The organism is Aquabacterium sp. (assembly GCF_050725395.1).
In the GTDB taxonomy this organism is placed as follows: domain Bacteria; phylum Pseudomonadota; class Gammaproteobacteria; order Burkholderiales; family Burkholderiaceae_C; genus Aquabacterium.
On the sequence record NZ_JBOHHL010000006.1, the window covers coordinates 1 to 22,205 of the forward strand.

The 22,205-nt window shown below is 65.4% G+C and carries 25 protein-coding genes and 1 pseudogene; 22 read left to right on the top strand and 4 right to left on the bottom strand.

Going from position 1 to position 22,205, the window contains the following annotated elements:
* The 3 genes and pseudogenes from ACREB4_RS05685 to ACREB4_RS05695 all read left to right on the top strand — a co-directional run.
* A pseudogene (locus tag ACREB4_RS05685) lies at nt 1-373 on the top strand (bifunctional methylenetetrahydrofolate dehydrogenase/methenyltetrahydrofolate cyclohydrolase); the annotation flags it as partial.
* A gap of 23 nt (nt 374-396) precedes the next feature.
* Nucleotides 397-2,439, top strand: coding sequence for a M3 family metallopeptidase (locus ACREB4_RS05690; protein ID WP_431587232.1), 2,043 nt, complete (start codon nt 397-399; stop codon nt 2,437-2,439).
* Nucleotides 2,440-2,461: 22 nt separating this feature from the next.
* Nucleotides 2,462-3,094: a glutaredoxin family protein gene (locus ACREB4_RS05695; protein WP_431587233.1), complete on the top strand. Its 633-nt coding sequence runs from the start codon at nt 2,462-2,464 to the stop codon at nt 3,092-3,094.
* Here ACREB4_RS05695 and rpiA read toward each other — a convergent pair.
* The 3 genes from rpiA to ACREB4_RS05710 form a co-directional block, all read right to left on the bottom strand.
* Nucleotides 3,091-3,762, bottom strand: coding sequence for a ribose-5-phosphate isomerase RpiA (gene rpiA / locus ACREB4_RS05700; RefSeq protein ID WP_431587234.1), 672 nt, complete (start codon nt 3,760-3,762; stop codon nt 3,091-3,093). The two genes, ACREB4_RS05695 and rpiA, sit on opposite strands and share 4 nt — an antisense overlap.
* 20 nt (nt 3,763-3,782) lie before the next feature.
* Nucleotides 3,783-4,487, bottom strand: a complete 705-nt coding sequence (locus tag ACREB4_RS05705; RefSeq protein WP_431587372.1) for a DUF1624 domain-containing protein — start codon at nt 4,485-4,487, stop codon at nt 3,783-3,785.
* A 90-nt stretch (nt 4,488-4,577) separates the two neighbouring features.
* On the bottom strand, nt 4,578-5,204 hold the full coding sequence (locus tag ACREB4_RS05710) for an FABP family protein (protein ID WP_431587235.1): 627 nt from the start codon (nt 5,202-5,204) through the stop codon (nt 4,578-4,580).
* A 154-nt stretch (nt 5,205-5,358) separates the two neighbouring features.
* Here ACREB4_RS05710 and ACREB4_RS05715 point away from each other — a divergent pair, with 154 nt between their 5' ends.
* Entirely contained in the window at nt 5,359-5,577 is a 219-nt protein-coding gene (locus tag ACREB4_RS05715; RefSeq protein ID WP_230180943.1) for a TOBE domain-containing protein, read from the top strand.
* A gap of 34 nt (nt 5,578-5,611) precedes the next feature.
* Nucleotides 5,612-6,910 (top strand): O-acetylhomoserine aminocarboxypropyltransferase/cysteine synthase family protein, encoded by a 1,299-nt coding sequence (locus ACREB4_RS05720; RefSeq protein WP_431587236.1) that lies wholly within the window; start codon nt 5,612-5,614, stop codon nt 6,908-6,910.
* Here ACREB4_RS05720 and ACREB4_RS05725 read toward each other — a convergent pair.
* Nucleotides 6,880-7,533 carry a helix-turn-helix domain-containing protein gene (locus ACREB4_RS05725; RefSeq protein ID WP_431587237.1) on the bottom strand — a complete coding sequence of 218 codons (654 nt, stop codon included), beginning with the start codon at nt 7,531-7,533 and terminating at the stop codon, nt 6,880-6,882. The genes ACREB4_RS05720 and ACREB4_RS05725 overlap by 31 nt on opposite strands.
* A gap of 178 nt (nt 7,534-7,711) precedes the next feature.
* On the opposite strand from ACREB4_RS05725, the gene ACREB4_RS05730 reads away from it, so the two are divergent.
* The 17 genes from ACREB4_RS05730 to ACREB4_RS05810 all read left to right on the top strand — a co-directional run bounded on the left by ACREB4_RS05730 (nt 7,712) and on the right by ACREB4_RS05810 (nt 22,204).
* Nucleotides 7,712-8,380 (top strand): RBBP9/YdeN family alpha/beta hydrolase, encoded by a 669-nt coding sequence (locus ACREB4_RS05730; RefSeq protein WP_431587238.1) that lies wholly within the window; start codon nt 7,712-7,714, stop codon nt 8,378-8,380.
* Between the two features lie 44 nt (nt 8,381-8,424).
* Entirely contained in the window at nt 8,425-9,066 is a 642-nt protein-coding gene (locus ACREB4_RS05735) for a peroxiredoxin (protein WP_431587239.1), read from the top strand.
* 96 nt (nt 9,067-9,162) lie between these two features.
* Nucleotides 9,163-10,557, top strand: a complete 1,395-nt coding sequence (locus tag ACREB4_RS05740) for a sigma 54-interacting transcriptional regulator (protein WP_431587240.1) — start codon at nt 9,163-9,165, stop codon at nt 10,555-10,557.
* A 214-nt stretch (nt 10,558-10,771) separates the two neighbouring features.
* Complete coding sequence (locus ACREB4_RS05745; protein ID WP_431587241.1) at nt 10,772-11,056, top strand: hypothetical protein; 285 nt, start codon at nt 10,772-10,774, stop codon at nt 11,054-11,056.
* Nucleotides 11,057-11,065: 9 nt separating this feature from the next.
* Nucleotides 11,066-13,027, top strand: coding sequence for a phage tail sheath family protein (locus ACREB4_RS05750; RefSeq protein WP_431587242.1), 1,962 nt, complete (start codon nt 11,066-11,068; stop codon nt 13,025-13,027).
* Nucleotides 13,028-13,057: 30 nt separating this feature from the next.
* Complete coding sequence (locus tag ACREB4_RS05755) at nt 13,058-13,567, top strand: phage tail protein (RefSeq protein WP_431587243.1); 510 nt, start codon at nt 13,058-13,060, stop codon at nt 13,565-13,567.
* A complete protein-coding gene (locus ACREB4_RS05760; RefSeq protein WP_431587244.1) occupies nt 13,567-14,358 on the top strand; it encodes a hypothetical protein in 792 nt (263 codons plus the stop codon). Before ACREB4_RS05755 ends, ACREB4_RS05760 begins: the two co-directional genes overlap by 1 nt.
* Before the next feature lie 71 nt (nt 14,359-14,429).
* Nucleotides 14,430-15,170, top strand: a complete 741-nt coding sequence (locus ACREB4_RS05765; RefSeq protein ID WP_431587245.1) for a hypothetical protein — start codon at nt 14,430-14,432, stop codon at nt 15,168-15,170.
* A gap of 3 nt (nt 15,171-15,173) precedes the next feature.
* Nucleotides 15,174-16,328, top strand: a complete 1,155-nt coding sequence (locus ACREB4_RS05770) for a DUF4255 domain-containing protein (protein WP_431587246.1) — start codon at nt 15,174-15,176, stop codon at nt 16,326-16,328.
* The gene (locus ACREB4_RS05775; RefSeq protein WP_431587247.1) at nt 16,325-18,463 is read left to right on the top strand and encodes an ATP-binding protein; all 2,139 of its coding nucleotides are present in this window, start codon (nt 16,325-16,327) and stop codon (nt 18,461-18,463) included. Before ACREB4_RS05770 ends, ACREB4_RS05775 begins: the two co-directional genes overlap by 4 nt.
* Nucleotides 18,460-18,714 (top strand): hypothetical protein, encoded by a 255-nt coding sequence (locus ACREB4_RS05780; protein WP_431587248.1) that lies wholly within the window; start codon nt 18,460-18,462, stop codon nt 18,712-18,714. The genes ACREB4_RS05775 and ACREB4_RS05780 overlap by 4 nt, the downstream gene beginning before the upstream one ends.
* Nucleotides 18,714-19,403 carry a hypothetical protein gene (locus tag ACREB4_RS05785; RefSeq protein WP_431587249.1) on the top strand — a complete coding sequence of 230 codons (690 nt, stop codon included), beginning with the start codon at nt 18,714-18,716 and terminating at the stop codon, nt 19,401-19,403. The genes ACREB4_RS05780 and ACREB4_RS05785 overlap by 1 nt, the downstream gene beginning before the upstream one ends.
* Before the next feature lie 10 nt (nt 19,404-19,413).
* A complete protein-coding gene (locus ACREB4_RS05790; protein WP_431587250.1) occupies nt 19,414-19,686 on the top strand; it encodes a hypothetical protein in 273 nt (90 codons plus the stop codon).
* Nucleotides 19,687-19,691: 5 nt separating this feature from the next.
* Nucleotides 19,692-20,804, top strand: a complete 1,113-nt coding sequence (locus ACREB4_RS05795) for a hypothetical protein (protein WP_431587251.1) — start codon at nt 19,692-19,694, stop codon at nt 20,802-20,804.
* Nucleotides 20,804-21,520, top strand: a complete 717-nt coding sequence (locus tag ACREB4_RS05800; protein ID WP_431587252.1) for a phage baseplate assembly protein V — start codon at nt 20,804-20,806, stop codon at nt 21,518-21,520. Before ACREB4_RS05795 ends, ACREB4_RS05800 begins: the two co-directional genes overlap by 1 nt.
* A 7-nt stretch (nt 21,521-21,527) precedes the next feature.
* On the top strand, nt 21,528-21,827 hold the full coding sequence (locus ACREB4_RS05805) for a hypothetical protein (protein ID WP_431587253.1): 300 nt from the start codon (nt 21,528-21,530) through the stop codon (nt 21,825-21,827).
* Entirely contained in the window at nt 21,824-22,204 is a 381-nt protein-coding gene (locus tag ACREB4_RS05810; RefSeq protein ID WP_431587254.1) for a GPW/gp25 family protein, read from the top strand. Before ACREB4_RS05805 ends, ACREB4_RS05810 begins: the two co-directional genes overlap by 4 nt.
* Nucleotide 22,205 lies beyond the last annotated feature (1 nt).

Here is a 22,205-nt window from a genome sequence, read left to right on the forward strand (position 1 = left end):
CAAGCACGCCGTGGTCATCGGCCGCAGCAACATCGTGGGCAAGCCCATGGCCATGATGCTCTTGCAATCCAGCGCCACCGTCACCATCTGCCACAGTGCAACACCGGATCTGGCCTACCACACGCGACAAGCCGACGTGGTGGTGGCGGCGGTGGGCAAGCGCAATGTGCTCACTGCCGACATGGTCAAGCCCGGCGCCGTCGTCATCGACGTCGGCATGAACCGCGATGATGAAGGCAAGCTGTGTGGCGACGTCGATTTTGCCGGCGTCAAGGAAGTGGCCAGCTGGATCACCCCCGTGCCGGGCGGTGTCGGCCCCATGACCATCACCATGCTGCTGGTCAACACCATCGAAGCCGCTGAGCGCCTGTAACCGTCTTTAATCCAAACACGCCCATGACCACCCCCAACCCGCTGCTCGACACCTCCGGCCTGCCGGCCTTCTCGACCATCCAGCCGGCGCACGTCACGCCCGCCATGGACGTGCTGCTGAAGGAAGCCGAGGCGGCATTGGACAAGGTCACCGGCCCGGACGTGCCGCCCGACTACGACACCTTGTCGCTGCTGCTGGACGTGGCCACCGAGCGCCTGGGCCGGGCCTGGGGCGCCGTGGGCCACCTCAATGCCGTGGCCGACACGCCTGAAATCCGCGCCGCATTCAACGAGAACCTGCCCCGCCTGACCGAGTTCTACACACGCTTGGGGGCCGACGAGCGCTTGTATGCCAAGTACAAGGCCTTGTCGCTCACGCCCGAAGGCCAGCGCCTGAGCCCTGCCCGACACCGCGCACTGGAAAACGCACTGCGAGGCTTCGTGCTGGGTGGCGCTGAGTTGCAAGGCGATGCCAAGAAGCGCTTTGCCGAGATCCAGGAAAAGCAGGCCGAGCTGTCACAGGCTTTCTCCGAGCATGTGATGGACGCGACCGACGCCTACAGCTATTACGCTTCGGCGGACGAGCTGGCCGGTGTGCCCGCCGACGTGGTCGAATCCACCCGCGCCGCCGCGCAGGCCGAAGGCAAAGATGGCCACAAGCTGACCCTGCACATGCCCTGCTACCTGCCAGTCATGCAGTACGCCACGCACCGTCCCCTGCGTGAAACCTTGTACCGCGCCTACGCCACCCGTGCCAGCGAAACCGGCCCTGCCGAACGCGACAACACCCCTCTGATGCAGCAGATCGTGTCGCTGCGCCAGGAAGAAGCCGCCCTGCTGGGCTACGCCAGCTTCGCCGACGTGTCCCTGGTGCCCAAGATGGCGACCAGCCCGCAGCAGGTGATGGACTTCCTGCGCGACCTGGCCCGCCGCGCTCGCCCTTTCGCCGAAAAAGACATGGCCGAGCTGCGCGACTTCGCCCGCACCGAATTGGGCTTGGCCGACCTCCAATCCTGGGACATCGCCTTCGCCAGCGAGAAGCTCAAGGAGGCCCGCTACGCGTTCAGCGACCAGGAAGTCAAACAGTACTTCACCGAGCCCACCGTGCTGGCCGGCCTGTTCAAGCTGATCGAAACCTTGTTCGACGTGAACATCAAACTTGATGCGGCACCCGTCTGGCACGAGTCGGTGCGTTTTTTCCGCATCGAACGCGCCGGCAACCTGGTCGGCCAGTTCTACCTCGACCTGTACGCCCGCCCCGGCAAACGCCCCGGCGCCTGGATGGACGATGTGCGTGGCCGCTGGGCGCGCCCCGACAACCACCAGACCCAGACACCCGTGGCCCACTTGGTCTGCAACTTCGCCTCGGGCGTGGGCGGTAAACCTGCCCTGCTCACCCACGACGATGTGACCACCCTGTTCCACGAATTCGGCCATGGCCTGCACCACATGCTGACGCAGGTCGATGACATCGGCGTCTCGGGCATCAGCGGCGTCGAATGGGACGCGGTCGAGCTGCCCAGCCAGTTCATGGAAAACTTCTGCTGGGAATGGGACGTGGTCCAGCAACTCACGAGCCACGTGGACACCGGCAAGCCGTTGCCCCGCGAGCTGTTCGACAAGATGAACGCGGCCAAGAACTTCCAGAGCGGCATGGCCACATTGCGCCAAGTGGAATTTTCACTGTTCGACATGCGCCTGCATGCCGAGGCGGGCACCGACCAGCGCGTGCAAGCCATCGTGGACGAAGTGCGCCAGGAAGTGGCGGTCAACATCCCCCCCGCGTTCAACCGGTTTCAACACAGCTTTTCACACATCTTTGCCGGCGGCTATGCTGCGGGCTATTACAGTTACAAGTGGGCCGAGGTGCTGTCGGCTGACGCGTACGCGGCCTTTGAAGAAGCGGCATCGGGTCAGGGCGGCGTGCTGAACCGCGACGTGGGCCGCCGTTACCGTGAAACCATCCTGGAAGCCGGCGGCAGCCGCTCGGCCATGGATAATTTCAAGGCATTCCGAGGACGCGAGCCCAGCATCGACGCCCTTTTGCGCCACCAAGGCATGAGCTGATGAAACCAAAGGCGAACACCCCATGAGCCGTCACTTGCAGTCCTCTTCCCTGTTCGCCACGGCGGTGGGCCTGGCCCTTTTGAGCGCCGGCCCGGCCTGGGCCCTGTACAAGGTCGTGGCCCCGGATGGCCGCGTGACCTACACCGACCGGCCTCCCGCAGACCGGCCCGCGGCCACCCTGAAGACGAATGGCAGCGTGGTCTCAACCGCGGGCCTGCCGTTCGAACTGCAGAAAGTCGCCAACCAATACCCGGTCACCTTCTATTCTTCTTCCACCTGTGCGCCATGCGATGCAGCTCGGCAGATGCTGCAAAGCCGCGGCATTCCCTATGCCGAGAAAACGGTGGAAACCTCGGAAGATATCCTGACCTTGCAAAAACGGGAAGGCGTTCAGCAACTGCCCATCCTGAAGGTGGGCAGCAAGCAATTGGTGGGCTTTGCCCAGGCCGATTGGCTGGCCTACCTGGACGCGGCCGGCTACCCGGCCAAATCGGCCTTGCCCGCCAGCTACAAGCAGCCTGCCGCGACGCCTTTGGTGCCGCCAGAAATCAAAGCGCCCGTGCCTGATCCGCTGCGCTTGCAGGCCGACACGCCGAGCAACATCAGCCCGGCGCCAAACCCGACGCCACCTGCGCCTCCTGGCTTCAAGTTCTAGAAAGTCAGCGTCCTGACGCCATTCGGTGTGCCCAACAGGCACACCGAAGCGCGGTTGCGGGCAAAGATACCCACCGTCACCACGCCTGGCCACTGGTTGACGTCCGACTCCATCTTGCCGGGGTCGGTGATGGACAAGCCGGTCACATCCACGATCGCATTGCCGTTGTCGGTGACCACACCCTCGCGCACCTTGGCCTGTGCGCCCATGACCTCGAAGCGGCGGATCACCTGGGCCGTGGCCATGGGAATCACTTCCACGGGCAGCGGAAAGCGCCCCAGCGTTTCGACCAATTTGGTGTCGTCGGCGATGCAAATGAAGCGCTCGGCCAGGTCGGCCACGATTTTTTCGCGGGTCAAGGCGGCGCCGCCACCCTTGATCATGTCACCCTGGTGGTTGATCTCGTCGGCGCCATCGATGTAGACCGCCAGGCCATCCACCGACTCAGCTGGCAGCACCTTGATGCCCAGGCCGATCAGGCGCTCGGTGCTCCGCACCGAACTGGACACCGCACCGGCCACCCGCTGTGGATCGGTCTTGAGCGCGGCCCCCAGCGCATCGATGAACTTGTCCACGGTGGAGCCGGTGCCCACGCCCACGATGCTGCCGGGTTGCACATAGTCCAGGGCTGCGAGGCCCACCAGGGTTTTCATGTCGTCTTGGGTCATGGTGTGTGTCATCTCAAAAATCAAGGCAAAGGCCGACCGTTCAGCCACATCCAGGCACTCACCGCACCGATCAGGATGGGCTGGTGCAGCATGTAGAACGTCAGGCTCCAGCGGCCCAGGCCGGCCAGCGTGGCCCGGCACTTCACGGCCAAACCTGGATTGTCGCCGCTGTGGCCCAAGCCGGCCGAAGAGGCCATGCAAGCAGGATGCCTCGCCAGCAACCATTGCGTGGCCGCCATGCCCCACCACATGACGCCGATCCAGGGCAGCACCGGGACGTAGTCTTCGGTGATGGGTTTGTGGGTGACCAACCCCACCCAATCGGTGGCGCGGCTGTCGAAAAAGGGATGCTGGACCAGCTGGGGCAACAGCACGGCAAGCGCCCCCAGTGGCAGCAGCCAGGCCTTCAAGGGTGCGCTCAGTCGGGCCAGGACCAGCATCACGGCCATGCCATGCAGGACACCGAAAGAAATGTAGCTGTTCGGGAACATGAACCAGCTGCCCAGGGACACCAGCGCCGCACAGCCGACGATCTGCGCCCACCGGCGCCAGAAGCGCCGCCACGACTGGCCCTGCGCGGTCGCCACGGCCTGTCCTGCGCCCGCGCACAGCAGGAACAGCGACAAGATGCAGGTGCGCTGCGTGGTCCACCACGGGTCCTCGTAGAAGTTCGCGGCCAGCAGGCCGTGGTGGCTCAGGTCGAAGCAGAAATGGAACACCGCCATCCAGACCAGCGCGACACCCCGCAAGGCGTCCAGCCGGTCGAAGCGGCTCGGTGGTGACGACGATGAAGGGAAAGAAGATGCCACGCCCACTCAGCGACCGCGAACCAGTGGATTGGGCGTGGGCTCGGCCACCTTGCTCAACAGGTTGGTGTCCATGTGGTGAAAGGCTTCGGTCTGACCCTTGATCATCAGCACCGTGTCCTCGTCGTAGGCCCAGGTGCCGTCGTCGTTGAAGCTCACCTTGATGCGGAACTCCACCGTCTTGAAGGCGTGGTCGATGAACTCGCTGGAGCAGATGCCCTGGCCGTTGGTGGTCACCAGTTCGAAACTGTCGGCATCGGGCTTGACCTGGCCGGACACCATCACCGTCTGCGCGCGCGGAATGGTCAGGGTGTGAGTCACGGTTTGGGTGGCCGGTTCCCACAACCAGTAACCAACTTGTTCATGGTAGGTCTTGACTTGCTCGGGTTTGGTGATGAGGATCACGTAACGCAAACCATAGAGCAACTGCGGGCCGTTGGTCACCGGATCGATGGGCTGCAGTTCCATGTTTTCCACGTAGGCCTGCTTGCGGGGGCCGTCCGCCTTGGGCTTGATGTCCAGGCCACGCGTGCCTTTCCAGATGCCGGCCATGCGGCGCAAGGGTCCCAGGTTTGCCAAGGTGTCGAGGTCGACATTGGAAGGCTCGGTGTAGATGTCGTCCGAAAATTTGCTCATGGCTGGGGGCTCTCGTGCAATGGGTGAATGCCAGTCAATTATTAAGCAGTCCTTATGATTTTTTTGCACACGGGCATGCCAACTCATCGCTTCTCAACGCATGAATGAGTGCCTAAGGTGGAAACCTTCGCCACTGATATTGGAATCGACCCCCATGACCATCACCGCCATCAATGTCCGCAACCAGTTTCGCGGCAAAGTCAAAGAAATCGTCGATGGCCCCGTGGTCTCGGAAATCGACGTCGAGACCCCGTCCGGCCTGATCGTCACCTCGGTCATCACCACCCGGTCCGTCAAGGAACTGGGCCTCGTCGTCGGCAAGGAAGTCATCGCCCTGGTCAAGTCGACCGAGGTGTCCATCGCCGCGCTCTGACGCTGATTTTCACACTCAAAAACCAGGGAGCCCCATGGCCAACAACCCCGATTGGAAGTTCGAAACGCGGTCCGTGCATGCGGGCTACTCACCCGACCCCACCACCAAGGCGGTGGCCGTGCCGATCTACCAGACGGTGGCCTACGCCTTCGACAGTGCCCAGCATGGTGCCGACCTGTTCGACCTGAAGGTGCCAGGCAACATCTACACCCGGATCATGAATCCGACGCAAGATGTGCTTGAGCAGCGGATCGCGGCGCTGGAAGGCGGCATTGGCGCCCTGGCGGTGGCCTCGGGCCAGGCCGCGGTGACCTACGCCATCCAAACCATCGCCGAAGCCGGCGACAACATCGTCTCGAGCACAGCGCTGTATGGCGGCACCTACAACCTGCTGGCGCACACGCTGCCGCAGTTCGGCATCACCACCCGTTTTGCCGACCACCGCGAGCCCGGCAGCTTCGAACCCCTGATCGACGAGCGCACCAAGGCGATCTTCGTCGAATCACTGGGCAACCCCTCGGGCAACATCACCGACATCGCCAAAGTGGCCGAGATCGCACACCGCCACGGCATCCCTCTGATCGTGGACAACACGGTGCCCTCGCCTTACCTGAGCCGTCCCATCGAGCACGGCGCCGACATCGTCGTGCAGTCGCTGACCAAGTACCTGGGCGGCCACGGCAACAGCCTGGGTGGTGCCATCATCGATTCGGGCAAGTTCCCATGGGCGCAGCACAAGGCGCGCTTCAAACGCCTGAACGAACCCGACGTCAGCTACCACGGCGTGGTCTACACCGAGGCCTTGGGGCCGGCCGCCTACATCGGCCGGGCCCGCGTGGTGCCCTTGCGCAACACGGGGGCGGCCATCTCGCCGTTCAACAGCTTCCTGATCCTGCAAGGCATCGAGACGCTGGCCTTGCGCATGGACCGCATCAGCAGCAATGCCTTGAAGATCGCGCAGCACCTGAAGGGCCATCCTCGCGTCAAGTGGGTCAACTACGCCGGCCTGGAGGATCACCCCGACCATGCCTTGGTCAAGAAGTACCTGTCAGGGCAGGCCTCGGGCCTGTTGACCTTCGGCATCGACGGCGGCCGTGAAGCGGGCGCGCGTTTCCTGGACGGCCTGCAGCTGTTCACACGCCTGGTCAACATTGGCGATGTGCGTTCGCTGGCCACCCACCCGGCTTCGACCACGCACCGTCAACTGTCGCCCGAGGAGCTGGGCAAGGCCGGTGTCGCCGAAGACACCGTGCGACTGTCCATCGGCATCGAGCACATCGACGACCTGCTGGCCGACCTGGATCAGGCCCTGGCGGCCACCAAGGCGCTCTGAAGCGACACGGGCTTGATCACGACGAAAGCCTTGGTCTCGATCAGCCCGTGGTTGTGCCAGGTCAAGGCGTCGGTGCCTTCGAACTGCAGGGCCTCGCGCTGGCCCAGCTGGTAAAAGGTTTCGTCGATCCGCACTTCGAGCACGCCCTCGGACAAGGCCACATTGACGCGACGCGGTTTGGCCGGGGTGGTCAGGCTGAGGCGCGCGCCAGGGGCCAGGCGCAATTCGTAGAACTCGTCCCGGTGGCCTTCCGTGGGCATGTGCAGGGCACGCAGTTCGCCATCACCCGGATTCAGGGGCGAGGCCACATCCTTGGCCGGCTTGATGAGGAGCACGCTGGCGTCATGCTGAGACTCCAGGAACCAGGACACTGACACGCCCAACGCTTGGGCGGCCTGCCACAAGGTTCGGATGCTGGGCACACTTTTGCCCTGCTCGATCTGCCCCAACATGGCGCGCGACACACCGCTGTACAGCGCCAACTCCTCCAGCGACCATCGGTGCTGCTTGCGCAGCCGCCTCAGGTTGTGCCCGACGAGGGTGGACACGGCGCCATCGCTCACGGCGGGGCGGGGAATTTCGGTGATGCTCGGCTCGATCAGGGCGTCCAGTGAACTGCTCATTGCATTTTCTCCATGGAGCGCCACCTTAGGGGTCGCGGACATTCAAGGGAACGACACTTTTGACATGTGCATCCTCGTTATGCGCATTGGCGACGAAGGCATGCGCAAACATCGCTTCACGGGCCTGCCGGCCTTCTTTAAGGTTCACCCATCACGACGCCATCGCGCAGAACCGCCCATGAGCTTGACCGGCATCCAGACATTGAAAAACACCGCGGCGGAAGGCATCGCCAACCGCTACACCGGCTCCCAGGTCAGGGTGCTGGTCATCCCCGGCTTGCGCGACAGCGGACACGGCCATTGGCAAACCTGGTTGCAAGGACAGTACCGGGGCTCGGTTCGCGTCAGGCAGGCCAACTGGGAACAGCCCGACCTGGACCTCTGGTCAGCCCAGATCGCCCGGACCATCGAGAAGGCCCCGGCGTCGACCACCTGGGTGGCCGTGGCGCACAGCTTTGGCTGCCTGGCCCTCGCCCACCACCTGAACAGTTTGAATCCCACCTTGTCGCCTTCAGGCGGGGGCATCCGCTCGGCCTTGTTGGTCGCGCCGGCCGACCCGGTCAAATTCGAGGTGGTCGAGGCCTTGTCGGCGCCCGGCCTGGGCCTGCCCGCCACGGTGATCGGCAGTGAGAACGATCCCTGGATGCCCCTGGCCAGTGCACGCCACTGGGCCGAGCACTGGGGTGCCCGCTTTCTGAACCTGGGCGCCGTCGGGCACATCAACACCGAGTCGGGCTTCGGCCCCTGGCCCCTCGCAAGATTCCACGTGGACCAGATGATCCGCGACCAGCAGCGCCAGCGCCGCATCGAGCGCGTGCACCCCATGGAACTCAGCTACGCCATCTGAGCAAGCGCTTCACGTTTCATACCACCAAGAAAGGACCTCACACCATGCCAAGCCTGCGCTTGGGCGACACCGCCCCCGACTTCGAACAAGACTCGTCCGAAGGCCCGATCAAGTTCCACCAGTGGCTGGGCGACAGCTGGGGCGTGCTGTTCTCGCACCCTGCCGATTTCACCCCGGTGTGCACCACCGAACTGGGCCTGACCGCCAAACTGAAAGACGAGTTCGCCAAGCGCAACGTCAAGGCCATTGCGCTGTCGGTGGACTCGGTGGACTCGCACAGCCGCTGGATCCCGGACATCGAACGCACGCAGGACACCCGCGTCAATTTTCCGATCATCGCCGACGCCGACCGCAAGGTGTCCGAGTTGTACGACCTGATCCACCCGAACGCCAACACCACGCTGACCGTGCGCTCGCTGTTCGTGATCGATCCTGCCAAGAAAGTGCGCTTGATCATCACCTACCCGGCCAGCACCGGCCGCAATTTCGACGAGATCCTCCGCGTGATCGACTCGCTGCAATTGACCGAGTACCACAGCGTGGCCACGCCGGGCAACTGGAAGGATGGCGATGACGTGGTGATCGTGCCTTCGCTGCAAGACCCGGATGTGATCAAGCAGAAGTTCCCCAAAGGCTACACGGCGGTCACACCCTACCTCCGTTTGACACCGCAGCCCAACCGCTGAGCGCCCATGAACTAGGGGTACCGACCTAGGGATAGGTCAATGCGTTGATGTTTCGGAGAATCCAGGCAAGCCAACCATCCCTGAAAGGGAGTCAGCATGCCTGTTTCCACCGCGCGGCTCACCTGCCATGTCTCCGCGGGTGAGCAGCACCAGACACTGGCCCGTGAGCTGCAGGAACTGATCGCCACCAGCGCCTCGGACCTGTTCACGGTTCAGTCGATCGAACCACTGCCGCAGAACGCCAGGTGCGATTTGTGGATACCAGTGATCGATGCCACCAATGTGGCCCAGGCCCTGGCAAGCATCAGCGCCTGCCGCGCACAGCATCACCCTGGCGTCGTGCTGCCCGTGACGCTGGGTTTGACGCAAGAACAGCTGCTCGATGTGCTGTCGGCGGGCGTGTTCGACTTCGTGTCCACGCCATGGGACCAGGCCACGTTGCTGGCCCGGATCCGGCGCGCAGTGGGGGCCGTGCCCGTCACACCCCAGTTGCAGCAAAGCCAGGTGCCGTCACCCGCGCTCCGTGAATTGGTTGGATCGAGCCCAGCTTTTGTCAAGCAGCTGGCCATGCTGCCCACCATCGCCGGCTGCGATTCGGGGGTGCTCATCCTGGGCGAGACCGGCACCGGCAAGGAAGTCTGTGCCAGGGCCATCCACTACACCTCGGCCCGTGCGACCCGTCCCATGGTGGCGGTGAACTGTGGCGCCATCCCGGCTGAATTGCTTGAAAGCGAATTGTTCGGCCACGTCCGCGGCGCTTTCACCAGCGCGCACGCCACCCGCACGGGCCTCGTCCGCGAAGCCGAAGGCGGCACGCTGTTCCTGGACGAGATCGATTCGCTGCCCTTGCCGGCCCAGTCCAAACTCCTGCGCTTTCTGCAGGACATGGAGTACCGGCCCGTGGGGGCTGATGCCACCCACAAGGCCAACGTCCGGGTGATCGCGGCCTGCAATCAGAACCTGTCCCAACTGGTGGACCGCGGCGCCTTCAGGCGCGACCTGTTCTTCCGGCTGCACGTGCTGACGGTGCACCTTCCACCGCTGCGTGAACGTTCGGAAGACATCTGCACGCTGGCGCTGCGCTTCGTGCAGCAGTTCTCGTCCCAATCGGGGCGCCCGCCCATCGGCCTGTCGCCTCAAGCCGCCAAGCACCTGCTGACCCACGATTGGCCCGGCAATGTGCGCGAACTCAAACACGTCATCGAGCGCGCGATGTTGCTGGCCCAGGGCCCCAGCATCCAGCCCGAAGACCTTCAATTGACCGCCACTCATGACGCGCCTGATTCGGACGAGTCCTTCCACGCGGCCAAGACCAGGATGGTGGACGCCTTCGAGCGGGGCTACTTGGAACGCCTGCTGGCGGCCAGCGGCGGCAACATCACGCAGGCCGCCGAGGCGGCCCAGAAAAACCGCCGCGCGCTGTTCGAGTTGATCCGCAAGCATGGCATCAGCGCCGAGCGCTTCCGCCAGAAAGACGCGAGCGCACACTGACCAGGACATTTGCACGCAAGTGCATGGACAAAAACATCCAGGCGGCTTTTTCTCCGCCAACGCACCTGCCCACAGGCTTTGACGCACCGATGACAGGGACACATTTGTCCATCGATATCCAGGGATGACTGGCCCGCTCCCTCTGGTGGCATGGCTCGGAATACCTGGCACCGAGATTGCGATAGGAAGAAGCGCAAAGGGATTGCGTGTCGCCATGAATGTCGCTTCTTCGGTGCTCAGGATCGTGGGTGATCTGTCGTGGTATCTGCGGCTGAATCCCCTTGCCTCGGACACCCCTGAAGGCATCGCGCGGTGGTGGCTGAAGGCAGATGATTTTTCGATGTCGGATTTGACGAGCGCGCTTGAGCACATGGTGCAGGCGGGCGTTGTCGAAGCGACGAATGCGGCGGACGGTCAGGTGCGTTATCGGCGCACCGGGCTGAATGCCAGGATCGATGAACAGCTTGACCGCTTCATCGCCAACTCTCGAATGTTCTAGGAGGCACACATGGTGCAAGTGAGTTACCCAGGCGTCTACATCCAGGAAGTGTCGAGCGGCGTCCACACCATCACCAGTGTGGGCACATCGATCACCGCGTTCATCGATTTCTTCCGGGAAGGGCCCATGAACGAGCCGGTCGAGATCTTCGGCATGGCGGACTTCCAGCGCATCTTCGGGGGACTGGACGATCGCAGCGAGGCGAGCTATGCCTTGGCCCAGTACTTCCTCAACGGTGGAGGATCGGCCTACGTGATCCGCACGGCCACGGCCGATGGCACCCACCCGGTGTCACTGGCTGGTGTGGTCCTGAAGGCCGATGCGACGGGGGCAGGCGCGCCAGTGCTGGACGCGCGCGCCGCCAGCGAAGGCATCTGGGGCAACAACCTGCGCGTTGACGTGGACTACAGCACCGAGCCTGCCGGGCTGTTCAACCTGACCGTGACCCGCTACGACGGCCCCACGGTCAAGGCCAAACCTTTGGGCAGCGAGCGCTACCTGAACCTGACCATGGACTCGACCAAGCCACGCTACGCGGTGAAGGTCATCAACGACGGCTCCAAGCTGATCAAGGTGCTCGCCAGTGCGGGCGTCACCGCGACCAGCCGGCCTGCCGCCACGGGCACGATCAGCGGCGACCTGGCCGCCTTGGCCATCGGGGATTTCAACGGCTTCAGTGGCAAGAAGATCAGCGTCAAGATCGGCGCATTGGCCGCCGCCGACGCCACCTTGGGAACCTGGGCTGCGGGCACGGTCACCAGCCTCGCGCAGTTGAGGCCCAAGCTCGAGGCGGCCATCCGCTCGGCCAACCTCAACTCGCCGTCCTACACCGGCGCGAGCGTCGAGGTGGTGGGCTCGCGCTTGCGCGTGTTGTCGGGCAAAGGCAGCACCACCTTCGATCCGACCGAGGTCATCGTGATCGCCAATGCTGCGGCCGACACCACGGCCACGACATTGGCCCTGGTGACCGCGGCCAACACTAATGTGCAGCAGTACCCACTGGGTCTGGCTGCGGGCGCCGACGTGGCGGCCTTGAAGAAATCCACCGTGGGGGGCGACGGCATCGCACCCGACGCCACCGCCCTCATCGGCAACCCGGCCTTGTTCACCGGCATGCAGGCGCTGGAGCGGGTCGACCTGTTCAACATCATGTGCATCCCACGCGCGGTGGCCGACGGCTTTGCCGACACGCAAACGCGCGCGGTCTACAACGCGGCCCTGGCCTTCTGCGAGCGCAAGCGCGCTTTCCTGCTGATCGACATCCCGTCCGACAAGAACGAGGTGCAGGAGATCAAGGATTGGCTGGACGACCACAACGAGTTCCGCAACAAGAACTCGGCCGTGTACTTCCCGCGCACGCAGATCCCCGATCCGGTCAACGAGTTCCGCCTGCGCTCGGTCGCCGCCAGTGGCACCCTGGCCGGCATCTATGCGCGCACCGACAGCCAGCGTGGTGTCTGGAAGGCACCGGCAGGTGTCGAGGCGGTGCTCGATGGGGTGGCGCAACTCGACACCAAGCTGACCGACGCCGAGAACGGGGTGCTCAACCCACTGGCCATCAACTGCCTGCGCACCTTCCCCGTCTACGGGAACATCGCCTGGGGTGCGCGCACCCTGGTGGGCGCCGACCAGATGGGCTCGGAGTGGAAGTACGTGCCCATCCGGCGCCTGGCGTTGATGCTGGAGGAATCGCTGTTCCGCGGCACCAAGTGGGTGGTGTTCGAACCCAATGACGAACCCTTGTGGGCCAACATCCGGCTCAACGTGGGTGCCTACATGAACTCGCTGTTCCGCCAAGGCGCCTTCCAGGGCGCCACGCCCAAGGAAGCCTACTTCGTCAAGTGCGACGGCGAGACCACCAACCAGGACGACCGGAACCAGGGCATCGTCAACATCCAGGTCGGCTTTGCACCCCTGAAGCCCGCAGAGTTCGTCGTCATCAGCATCCAGCAGATCGCTGGCGATCTGTAACCCCATCGCATCCGCGCGGAGAACCTCGCCATGGCCAACACCGGTTTCGTCGTCAACGCCACACGCGTTGATCCTTACAAGAACTTCAAATTCCGCGTGCTGTGGGACGGCAAGGCCGTGCTCGGCGTGTCCAAGGTCAGCTCGCTCAAGCGCACCACCGAGGTGGTCAAGCACCGCAGCGGCGGCCAGAACAGCTACGACCACAAGTCGCCCGGCCGCTCAAGCTACGAAGGCGTGACGTTGGAACGCGGCATCACCCACGACCTGGAATTCGAGAAGTGGGCCAACGCCATCTCCACTTACGCGGGCGATTCCGCCATGGACCTGGCAGGCTACAAGAAAGACTTGACCCTGGAAGTGCTCAACGAGAAGAGCCAGGTCGCCATCCGCTATTTCCTGTTCCGCTGCTGGGTCAGCGAGTTCGTCACCCTGCCCGACCTAGACGCCAACGCGAACGCCGTGGCCATCGAACACATCAAGATCGAGCTGGAAGGCTGGGTGCGCGATGCCGACACCCCCGAACCGAATGAGGCGGGCTGATGATGGGGCAAGCACAGGATCATGCGCAGGCTTGGCGCGCGCGTCCTGTGGGCAGCGCAGCCTCGGACATCGACCTGGTCTTTGACCGGGCCGACCGCCCAGCCACGGTGACCGGGCTCCTGGCCGCCTGCGTGAGCGGCGCCGATGGGCTGGCGGTGGACGCCGATGAAGCCTGGTCCTGGAGCTTGAGCCAGCGGCTGCAGGCCCTGTTGGCGATGAGGGTGGCCTCGGGCGAGGTGAGCTTGGACTTGCAGTCGTCGTGCACCCGGTGCGGCGAGGCCATGGAGGTGCAGCTGGACTTGCGTGACTTCGCGGGCGAGCCCGCGTCACCGCGCTTCACCTGGCACAGCGACGACGGACTTGAATTGACCTTGCGGCTGCCCAATGGGCGTGACTTGCAGCGGTGGATGCAGGGGCCGCTGGCATCACCGGCTTCGCACGAGGCATTGGCCGCCTCCTTGATCGAGTCCGTCGTAGGCGTGCCCGCCGGGACGCAGCCGCCCGCACTGTCCGCTTTGCTGCCTGCACTGGACGATGCTTTCGAGGCCCATGATCCACTGACCGCGCTGCGCCTTCACGCGACTTGCCCAGCCTGCGCCCACGGCAACATCCTCGCCTGCGACCTCGAGTCCATGCTGATCGACGGCTTTGCGCGCGCGCAGGTCCGCATGCTGGACGACGTGCTGCGGCTGGCCCGGGCCTTTCACTGGAGCGAGGCGGAGATCCTTGCGCTGCCAAGTTGGCGGCGCGCGCACTACTTGAGCCAGATCGACCAAGGGAGCTGGGTGTGAGCGGCTATTTCGCCAGCTTGGCAGCGCAGGTCAGAGCGCCTCAAACACCCGGTGTCCCGGCCCGTGGCGGGATGACGCCAACTCCTCTGGAACAGCATGTCGAGGTCGAAGCCAGCCTGACGACACAGGCACGCGTGAACCACCGTGACGGCCCCAATGAACCTGCCCCTCCCGTGGCGCAGGCGCATGAGCCGCCGCGTTCGGATTCAAGCGCCCCGTTCAAGGCGCCATTCTCGGCGCCTGCGCAAACCGCACTGGCCCTTCGCACCCCCGTCACCCCAGACCTGCACGAGACGTCTGCGGTCGGCACACCGCCGCTTGAGCCCATGACCACACAGGCTCAACCCGCGACGCCGGCACCCATGGCCACCGACCTGCCCCACGCGCCGGCGATCGCGCCCCGCCCCGCCCGAGCATCCGCCGACCGCGTGGACGCGAACCATGTCAACGAGACCACGGCACCCACGTTGAACGTGCTGGCCGAAGCCCACCCCATCGCGGCACAAGGCGGACTGCCAGCTCACCAGCAAGGCACGCGTTCAGTGCCACCCGCTGTTCGCAATCTGCCTCCGTCGGCCTTCATTCAGCCCGACGCACGCCGCCAGCACGCCGAACAAGCGCCAGCGATCGCACCCCGGACGACCATGCCAGCCCCGTCTGCCTTGCAGAGCACCGTGCGCATCGGAACGATCACGCTGGAAGTGCACCCACCCGCCGTCGCGGCTCCAACAGCACCTCCGCCAGCCGCGGCCACGCCCACCCCGGCGCCGGCCCAGTTCTCGCTGCGGCGCCATCACGTGCGGTGGAGCTGAACCATGTCGCTCGCCGCCAGCAGCGAGGCCATCGGCGCGGTCAGCGATCTGCTGAAGGTGCAGCTCGCCTCATGGACCGGGATCAACGCCATCGCGGTCGGCCGACCTGAAGACGCCAGCAAGGCAGCTTCGGCGGGGGGCAGCTTCAACCTCTTCCTGTACCGCGTCGGCATCGACGGCAACCTGCGCAATCGGCCGCTTGACGCCGGCCAGTCGCCGCCGGTGTGGCTGGTGCTGCACTATCTGCTGACGGCCTTCGACGGTCAGGACAGCGATTCGATCGCCGCGCACAAGCTGCTCAGCCGGGGCATGCTGGCCTTGAACGCGATGAGCATCATCAAGCCCGATCCGACCATCACCGCGCTGTCCAGCAGCCCCGACCCACTGCGCGTGACTTTCGACGAAGCCGATGTCGAAACGCTGTCGAAAATCATGCAGGGCAGCGAAGAAAAGTACCGCGTCTCGGCCGCCTTCCAGGTGCGCCCGGTGATGCTCGCGCCCGTGAGCGAACCGCCCTCCTACGCCTTGCCGGTCAAGACCATTGGCAAGCCTTTGCCACCGCCGCGGCTGTATGAAGGCGTGACCGTGTTGCCCAGCATGGGACCGCAGATCCACCAGATCGAACCCGAGCGCTTCAGCGCAGGCCAGGCATTCGTGCTGCACGGCGACGATCTGGCAGGCTATGACCAGGTCATGGTGGGCGCCACGACTTACCCGGCCACCGGCACCGCCGATGGCGGCCTGACCGCGACCATCCCTTTGGTGGACACGGTGGCCGCGGGCATCCACCCAGTCTGCGTGGCGCGCACCTTGCCCGATGGCCACACCTTGACCAGCAACGCCGTGGCCGGCCAGTTGCTGCCACGCGTCACCGGGGCCAACCTGGCCGGGCCCTTGACGCCCGTGTCGGGAAAGCTGTCGGGCCAGTTCGTGGTCCACGGCACGCAACTGGGCGGGCCCACGGCGGCCATCTATGCCGCGCTGTACCGCCAGGGCCAGTCGCAGTTGCTGCTGGAACCCATTGCGGGCGGCACCGACACCACGCTCACTTTCGCGGTCGGTGATGCGCAGGCTTTGCCCGCCGACCCCAACTACCGCGTCATCCTGCGCGTCAATGGCGTGCAGGCGCTCGACGCGCCCGTGCTGAGCTGGACATGAACGCACAGCTCGCCCCCGCCCCCGCCTCGATGAACCCCGATCTGCGCATCGATGATCCGGTGTGCGCGCACTGGCTGGCCCAGGTCACCTGGCGCCTGCGCCGCGAGATCGCTTGGTGCTGGCACCAGCGCGGCGGCTCGCCGGGTCGAACCGGTGCACTGCCCCCCTTCTCCGACCCGGTGCAAGACAGCCTGGACCTCACGCGCTTTCGCGATGACAAGCGGGCTTTCTTCGCACAGGACGTGACGGCGCGCTATCTGAGCGATTGCATCGCTTCACCCAATGCCCCCACGCCGCCTCAAGCCGGTCGCCGAGGCGGCTGGCATTGGCTGGCCCATGAATGTGGTTTGCCCCCCGCCGCGCAGTTCGTGTTGGCTTGCGCGCTGGCCAGCCGCAGCGATGCCGCGATCGGCGCCGTCTGCGCCGCCTGCCTCAACGACCCATCCCGCCCATGGCCCACCCTGGCCCTGGCCCAGCGTCTGTGGGATGAGCCGCTGGCCGTGGCCGCCTGCGCCGACGCCGGCCATGCCTTGTTCCGCCACGGCTTGCTGAACCTGCCGCCAGGACGGGCGCTGGTGGACTGGCACCAGGCACTCGACATGCCGACCGCCGTGGCACAAGCCCTGCTGACGCCCGACCATCCGCCTCGGGGCATGATCCCAGCCACGGAGCTTGTGCCCCGCGACACACCGCTGGAAATGCAGCCTTGGCTGGCCCGCCTGCGCTCGGACCCGCCATCTGCCATGCAAGTGCTGCCGCTGCAGGCGCCGCAAGGCACGGACTTCCTGGCCTGGGCCCGGACCTTCGCATCCGCCACGGGCCGTGGCTTGGTGGTCATGGGCGATGAGGTCACGCCCGACCGCGGTCTTCAAGCCTTGGCCACGGCCAGTTGGCTGCATGGTGCCGACATCCTCTTGCCTGAACATTGGCAGGAGCGGTGCTGTGCGGCTGGTACCCAGGAGCACTGGACGGCTCCGTTGTCCGACTTGCCCCTGCGCTGGTACCTGCCAAGCAACGATGGCGGCCAAGCCACGCGTGGTCTGCCAAGCAAGCTGGTGCTGCCCACCTGCCACTTGCCACCGTTGGACATCGCGCAACGCACCCAACTGCTGTGCAGCGCGCTCCGACAGTCCCCTCCGGCTGTGCGCAACGCCATCCCCGAAGCTGCGAGGCGCTTCCGCCTGGCCGAGCGCCCGCTGGCTCGCGCCGCCTGCACCGCCTCCGCACTGGGCACGAAGGCGGAAGCCTCGGACCTCTTCAAAGTCTGCCGCGCAGAGGCCCGGCTGGAACTCGACGGCCTGGCCAACGCCGTCACACCCCGCTTCGATTTGAACGAATTGGTGCTGCCCACGGCGCAAGCGCAGCAACTGCGAGAAATCGTCTCGGCCATGCGCGTGCTGGGCCGCGTGCACCATGAATGGGGCACCGCGCGCGCCTGGAACGAGGCGGGCCTGTCCGTTCTGTTCTGCGGCCCACCCGGCACCGGCAAGACCATGGCCGCCGAAGCACTGGCCAACGAGCTGCAATTGCCCATGTACCGCATCGACCTGTCCCAGGTCGTCAACAAGTACATCGGAGAAACCGAAAAGAATCTGCGCCGAATCTTCGATGCCGCCGAGACCAGCGATTGCCTGATGTTCTTCGACGAGGCCGATGCCCTGTTCGGCAAACGCACCGAGGTCAAGGACGCCCACGACCGCTTCGCCAACATCGAGATCAGCTACCTGCTGGAACGCATGGAGCGCTTCAAGGGCCTGGCCGTGCTGGCCAGCAACCGCCGCAAAGACCTGGACGAGGCCTTCACCCGCCGTTTGCGCCACATCGTGGAGTTCCCCGTGCCCGGCGCGGCCGAGCGCGAGCAACTGTGGCGCCGCGTCTTTCCACAGCAGGTGGACATCCGCGAAGTCGACTGCGCCTGGCTGGCCCAACAGTTCGAAATGGCAGGCGGGCACATCCGATCGGCCGCCTTCAATGCCTGCCTGCTGGCCGCCTCTCAGCAGGCCGAGCTGGCCCCCGCGCGGGTCGGCATGCCACAGGTGCTCATCGCCATCAAACGCGAGCTGCAGAAGATGAACCGCGTGGCCGGACGCGAACAGTTCGGGCGCTACGCCTCGTTGATGGAGGACATGGCATGAACCTGGACATCGAGCACCTGGCCATCACGCTGCAAGGCGTCTCGCCCGACCTGGGCGGGCGCGTCAAGGACCTGCTGGCGGGCGAGCTGAACCGCCGCCTGTCCGAGCTGAAGCTGCGCACTGCCACCACCGACATCGCCCAGGCCGACCTGGGCCCCATCCAGGGCCCGGCGGGCGCCGATGCGCAAGCCTTGACCGACCTGATCGCCACCCAGTTGATCGGCTGGATCGAACGCCAGGAGACCCACTGATGGCCCTCTTCCCTTTGCGCGGCGTCCTGGTCGAGTACGGCATGAACATCCTCGGGCCGATCCCGAACATCGTCGTGTTCCAGTTCAACCCCGAGCAGATGACGCGCACCATCGTCATCCCGCAGCCGCCGGCCCCCACGTCGGGTCAGCCGCGCACGGAGACGCACGCCGCCGCCGCGCCACCGTCCGAAAGCTTCGACGTCAGCGCGCGCTTCTCGGCTGCGGACGACCTGGGGGCTGGCGGCGCGGTGTCGGCCATCCCGCGCCTTTTTGGCGTGGGTCCACAGATCGCCGCGCTGGAAAAGATGGTCTACCCCCAGGCCACGCCAGGCGGCCTGATCGGCGCCGCGATCGACGCAGTGGGCTCGGCGATCTCCGGCCCGAGCGCGACGCCGCCGTCGCAACCCATCCCCCGCGTGCCGCTGCCCCGAATCCTGTTCATCTGGGGGCCTTCGCGCGTGTTGCCGGTGACCATCACCTCCATGTCCATCGTCGAGCAGAAGTACGACGTGTTGCTCAACCCCATCCAGGCCGAAGTGAAGATCGGCATGCGAGTGTCCAGCCAGGCGCCCACGGACGACATGGTGGGCGCGGGCGCCTACAAGTACACGCAGATGGTCAAGGACACGCAAGCGACCTTGAACCTGGCCAAGGCCATCGAGTTCGCGCTCGACATCATCCCTTTCTGAGGAGCCGCCCATGTTCCTGAAAAACTCACGCTACTTCGGCCTGCCGACCGTCACCGCCACCGACCGGGCGGGCGACCCGGTCACCGCCGTCAAGCTGCGCACATTGCCCGCCACACCCGGCCACGAAGTCACCATCCGCGCGCACGACCAGCTCGACGCGATGAGCGAACAGCGCTACGGCGACGCCACGCGCTACTGGCACATCGCCGACGCCAACACCGAGCTGGAAGCGGCCTCCACGCTGCTGCCCGTCGGCCGCACCACCCACGTCCCCAAGGGCTGAGCACCATGGCCAAGGCTGAATTCCGCGTGTACTTCGACAACGCCCCAGCCTCGGCGGAGCAACTCGCCATGTTCACCGAGATCCGCATCGACCAAGGCATCGGCGTGGCCAGCGAGGCTGAATTGGACCTGCCCGTCGGCACCGACGTGGCGGGCCTTTGGTCGGGCATCGAGGAAGACTTCGCCCAGCCCTTCACGCGCGTGCGCATCGAGGTCAAGGTGGCCATGGCCGATTTCGAGCCGCTGATCGATGGGCCGGTGGTGGGCAACCGCTACGAGATGAAATCCTCGCCCGACCAGAGCACGATGACCCTGGTCGTGCAGGACGACAGCGTGCTGCTCAGCCGCGACGAGAAGGTCGCCCTGTTCGAAGACATGGCCCCGGCAGACATCGTGACCAGCCTGTTCACCGACGCGGGCTTGACCGCCGAGGTCGATGCCGCACCGAATGCAGGTTCAGCCCTGCAACGCGTCACGGTGCAGCGCGGCACCAGCCTGCAACTGCTGCGCGACCTGGCCAAGCGCCACGGCATGTTCACCTATGTGAAGCCGGGCGAAGCGCCTGGGGTCAGCGTGGGCGTGTTCAAGAAACCGCAGTTCGATGCCACCGAACTGCCCGAACTTCTGCTGGTTGGCGACCAGTGCAATGTGGCGAGCTTCTCGGCCCAGTTCGATGCGCTGCGCCCCATCAAGGCCCAGGCCGGCAGCGTCACCCTGGCGGACAGGAGTGTGCTCACCGCCACGGCTGATGCGGCCGACAGCGCGCCGCTGGGCGACGCGGCCACCCATGATTTCACCCAGCCTGCTTTGGTCCTGCTGACCGGCACGCGCGAAGAACAGACCGACCTGGACGCCGCCGCCATGGCCACGGTCGACCTGTCCTCCTGGGCCTATGCCGCCAACGGCGAGATCGACGCCGACCGGTACGAAGGGGTGATGCAGCCCCACCACCTGGTGCGCGTGCGCGGCATCGGCGGCCACCTGTCGGGCGATTACCTCATCGGCCGCGTCACGCACGTGCTCAACGACCACAGTTACCGGCAACGCTTCTCGCTGCACCGCAACGCGCGCTCATCAGGCGGTGCGGGCGGTGGCGGCCTGCCTTCGGGAGTCTTCTGATGGAAACCGGCACGCTCGAAAAACTGGTGGTCGAACTGGCCACGCAATCGCGCACGCGGCACTTTGGCAAGTACCGCGGCCTGGTCACCGATGTGCAGGACCCCTCGTCCATCGGCCGCATCAAGGCCCAGGTGCCCGAAGTTTTTGGCGACGTGCACACGCCCTGGGCCACGCCCTGTGCGCCCTACGCCGGCCCCGGCGTCGGCTTGCACGCCATCCCGCCCGTGGGCGCAGGCGTGTGGATCGAGTTCGAAGCTGGTGATCCATCGCGACCCATCTGGAGCGGTGGATGGTGGGGCACCAGCGACGTGCCCGCCAACGAAAAAGGCACCGCCGCCAAGCCGCCGCTCAAGATCCTGCGCAGCGAGCAAGGCCTGATGGTGGCGCTGGACGACGACGCCAACACGCTCACGCTGTCCGACGGCAACGGCAGCAACCTGATGACCATCAGCGTCAACGATGGCCAGATCAAGCTGCTGGCCACGTCCAAGGTCATCGTCGAAGCGCCCCTGATCGAACTGACCGAAGGCGCCACGCACCCCGTGCCCTTTGGCGATTCGTTGTTGCAGTACCTGAACCAGCTGGTCAGCATCTTCAACGCGCACATGCACGTGGGCGAGACCGTGATCGGCATCCCCGTGACGCCCATCGTGCCGGTCACGCCCTTCCCCCCCGCGACGCCTGTGCTGCTGTCCCAGCGCGTCACCACCGGTTGAGACCACCATGAGCAACGACCTCAAAGCCGGCACGGTCCATGACTTCGCGTCCAGCATGGCCGCCTACATCGACCGAGCCATGCAAAACGAATGGCAGGCCGTCAAGGGCGAGCCGCTGCCCTCCGGCGACCAGGGCGCCGAAGACCGGAAGATCCTGTTCGCGGCCATCGCCCAAGGCGTGCTGAAGTTTCTGGGCGATCACGTGGGCGACCTGGTCACCACCACCAACACCGGCGACGGTGGCCTGACCAGCCACCACCACGCGATGGCCTTCACCGTCGACACCTACAGGGCGCCGCTGCCATGAGCACCAACGGCCGCCACCTCGCCTTTCCCTTCCGCATCGGTGCCGATGGCCGCACGGCCACGCCGGCGGACCTGCCTGACCACATCCGGGGCGAGATCATCCAACTGCTGCTCACCGCGCAAGGCGAGCGCCCCTTCCTGCCCAGCTTCGGCGCTGGCCTGCGCCGCCTGGTCTTCCAGCGCAACGACGACGCCACGGCGGGCATCACCAAGGCCCTGGTCAGCCAGAACCTGTCGCGCTGGCTGGGCCAGCGCATCACCGTCGAGATGCTGGACGTGAGCGCCGAGGACTCGACCCTGAACGTGGACCTGCGTTACCGCGTCATCGCCACCGGCGAAGTGCGCAGCGTGCGCCTGCAGCGGCAAGGAGCGCATTGAC

What these genes read in the sequence shown, in the direction of transcription:
- rpiA (WP_431587234.1), bottom strand. Translation starts at nt 3,762, where the DNA reads ATGACCCAAGACGACATGAAAACCCTGGTGGGCCTCGCAGCCCTGGAC.
- ACREB4_RS05745 (WP_431587241.1), top strand. Translation starts at nt 10,772, where the DNA reads ATGAATGTCGCTTCTTCGGTGCTCAGGATCGTGGGTGATCTGTCGTGG.
- ACREB4_RS05785 (WP_431587249.1), top strand. Translation starts at nt 18,714, where the DNA reads ATGGCCCTCTTCCCTTTGCGCGGCGTCCTGGTCGAGTACGGCATGAAC.
- ACREB4_RS05780 (WP_431587248.1), top strand. Translation starts at nt 18,460, where the DNA reads ATGAACCTGGACATCGAGCACCTGGCCATCACGCTGCAAGGCGTCTCG.
- ACREB4_RS05800 (WP_431587252.1), top strand. Translation starts at nt 20,804, where the DNA reads ATGGAAACCGGCACGCTCGAAAAACTGGTGGTCGAACTGGCCACGCAA.
- ACREB4_RS05720 (WP_431587236.1), top strand. Translation starts at nt 5,612, where the DNA reads ATGGCCAACAACCCCGATTGGAAGTTCGAAACGCGGTCCGTGCATGCG.
- ACREB4_RS05805 (WP_431587253.1), top strand. Translation starts at nt 21,528, where the DNA reads ATGAGCAACGACCTCAAAGCCGGCACGGTCCATGACTTCGCGTCCAGC.
- ACREB4_RS05775 (WP_431587247.1), top strand. Translation starts at nt 16,325, where the DNA reads ATGAACGCACAGCTCGCCCCCGCCCCCGCCTCGATGAACCCCGATCTG.
- ACREB4_RS05705 (WP_431587372.1), bottom strand. Translation starts at nt 4,487, where the DNA reads ATGGCGGTGTTCCATTTCTGCTTCGACCTGAGCCACCACGGCCTGCTG.
- ACREB4_RS05715 (WP_230180943.1), top strand. Translation starts at nt 5,359, where the DNA reads ATGACCATCACCGCCATCAATGTCCGCAACCAGTTTCGCGGCAAAGTC.
- ACREB4_RS05755 (WP_431587243.1), top strand. Translation starts at nt 13,058, where the DNA reads ATGGCCAACACCGGTTTCGTCGTCAACGCCACACGCGTTGATCCTTAC.
- ACREB4_RS05710 (WP_431587235.1), bottom strand. Translation starts at nt 5,204, where the DNA reads ATGAGCAAATTTTCGGACGACATCTACACCGAGCCTTCCAATGTCGAC.
- ACREB4_RS05770 (WP_431587246.1), top strand. Translation starts at nt 15,174, where the DNA reads ATGTCGCTCGCCGCCAGCAGCGAGGCCATCGGCGCGGTCAGCGATCTG.
- ACREB4_RS05810 (WP_431587254.1), top strand. Translation starts at nt 21,824, where the DNA reads ATGAGCACCAACGGCCGCCACCTCGCCTTTCCCTTCCGCATCGGTGCC.
- ACREB4_RS05740 (WP_431587240.1), top strand. Translation starts at nt 9,163, where the DNA reads ATGCCTGTTTCCACCGCGCGGCTCACCTGCCATGTCTCCGCGGGTGAG.
- ACREB4_RS05690 (WP_431587232.1), top strand. Translation starts at nt 397, where the DNA reads ATGACCACCCCCAACCCGCTGCTCGACACCTCCGGCCTGCCGGCCTTC.
- ACREB4_RS05735 (WP_431587239.1), top strand. Translation starts at nt 8,425, where the DNA reads ATGCCAAGCCTGCGCTTGGGCGACACCGCCCCCGACTTCGAACAAGAC.
- ACREB4_RS05790 (WP_431587250.1), top strand. Translation starts at nt 19,414, where the DNA reads ATGTTCCTGAAAAACTCACGCTACTTCGGCCTGCCGACCGTCACCGCC.
- ACREB4_RS05695 (WP_431587233.1), top strand. Translation starts at nt 2,462, where the DNA reads ATGAGCCGTCACTTGCAGTCCTCTTCCCTGTTCGCCACGGCGGTGGGC.
- ACREB4_RS05795 (WP_431587251.1), top strand. Translation starts at nt 19,692, where the DNA reads ATGGCCAAGGCTGAATTCCGCGTGTACTTCGACAACGCCCCAGCCTCG.
- ACREB4_RS05750 (WP_431587242.1), top strand. Translation starts at nt 11,066, where the DNA reads ATGGTGCAAGTGAGTTACCCAGGCGTCTACATCCAGGAAGTGTCGAGC.
- ACREB4_RS05760 (WP_431587244.1), top strand. Translation starts at nt 13,567, where the DNA reads ATGATGGGGCAAGCACAGGATCATGCGCAGGCTTGGCGCGCGCGTCCT.
- ACREB4_RS05725 (WP_431587237.1), bottom strand. Translation starts at nt 7,533, where the DNA reads ATGAGCAGTTCACTGGACGCCCTGATCGAGCCGAGCATCACCGAAATT.
- ACREB4_RS05765 (WP_431587245.1), top strand. Translation starts at nt 14,430, where the DNA reads ATGACGCCAACTCCTCTGGAACAGCATGTCGAGGTCGAAGCCAGCCTG.
- ACREB4_RS05730 (WP_431587238.1), top strand. Translation starts at nt 7,712, where the DNA reads ATGAGCTTGACCGGCATCCAGACATTGAAAAACACCGCGGCGGAAGGC.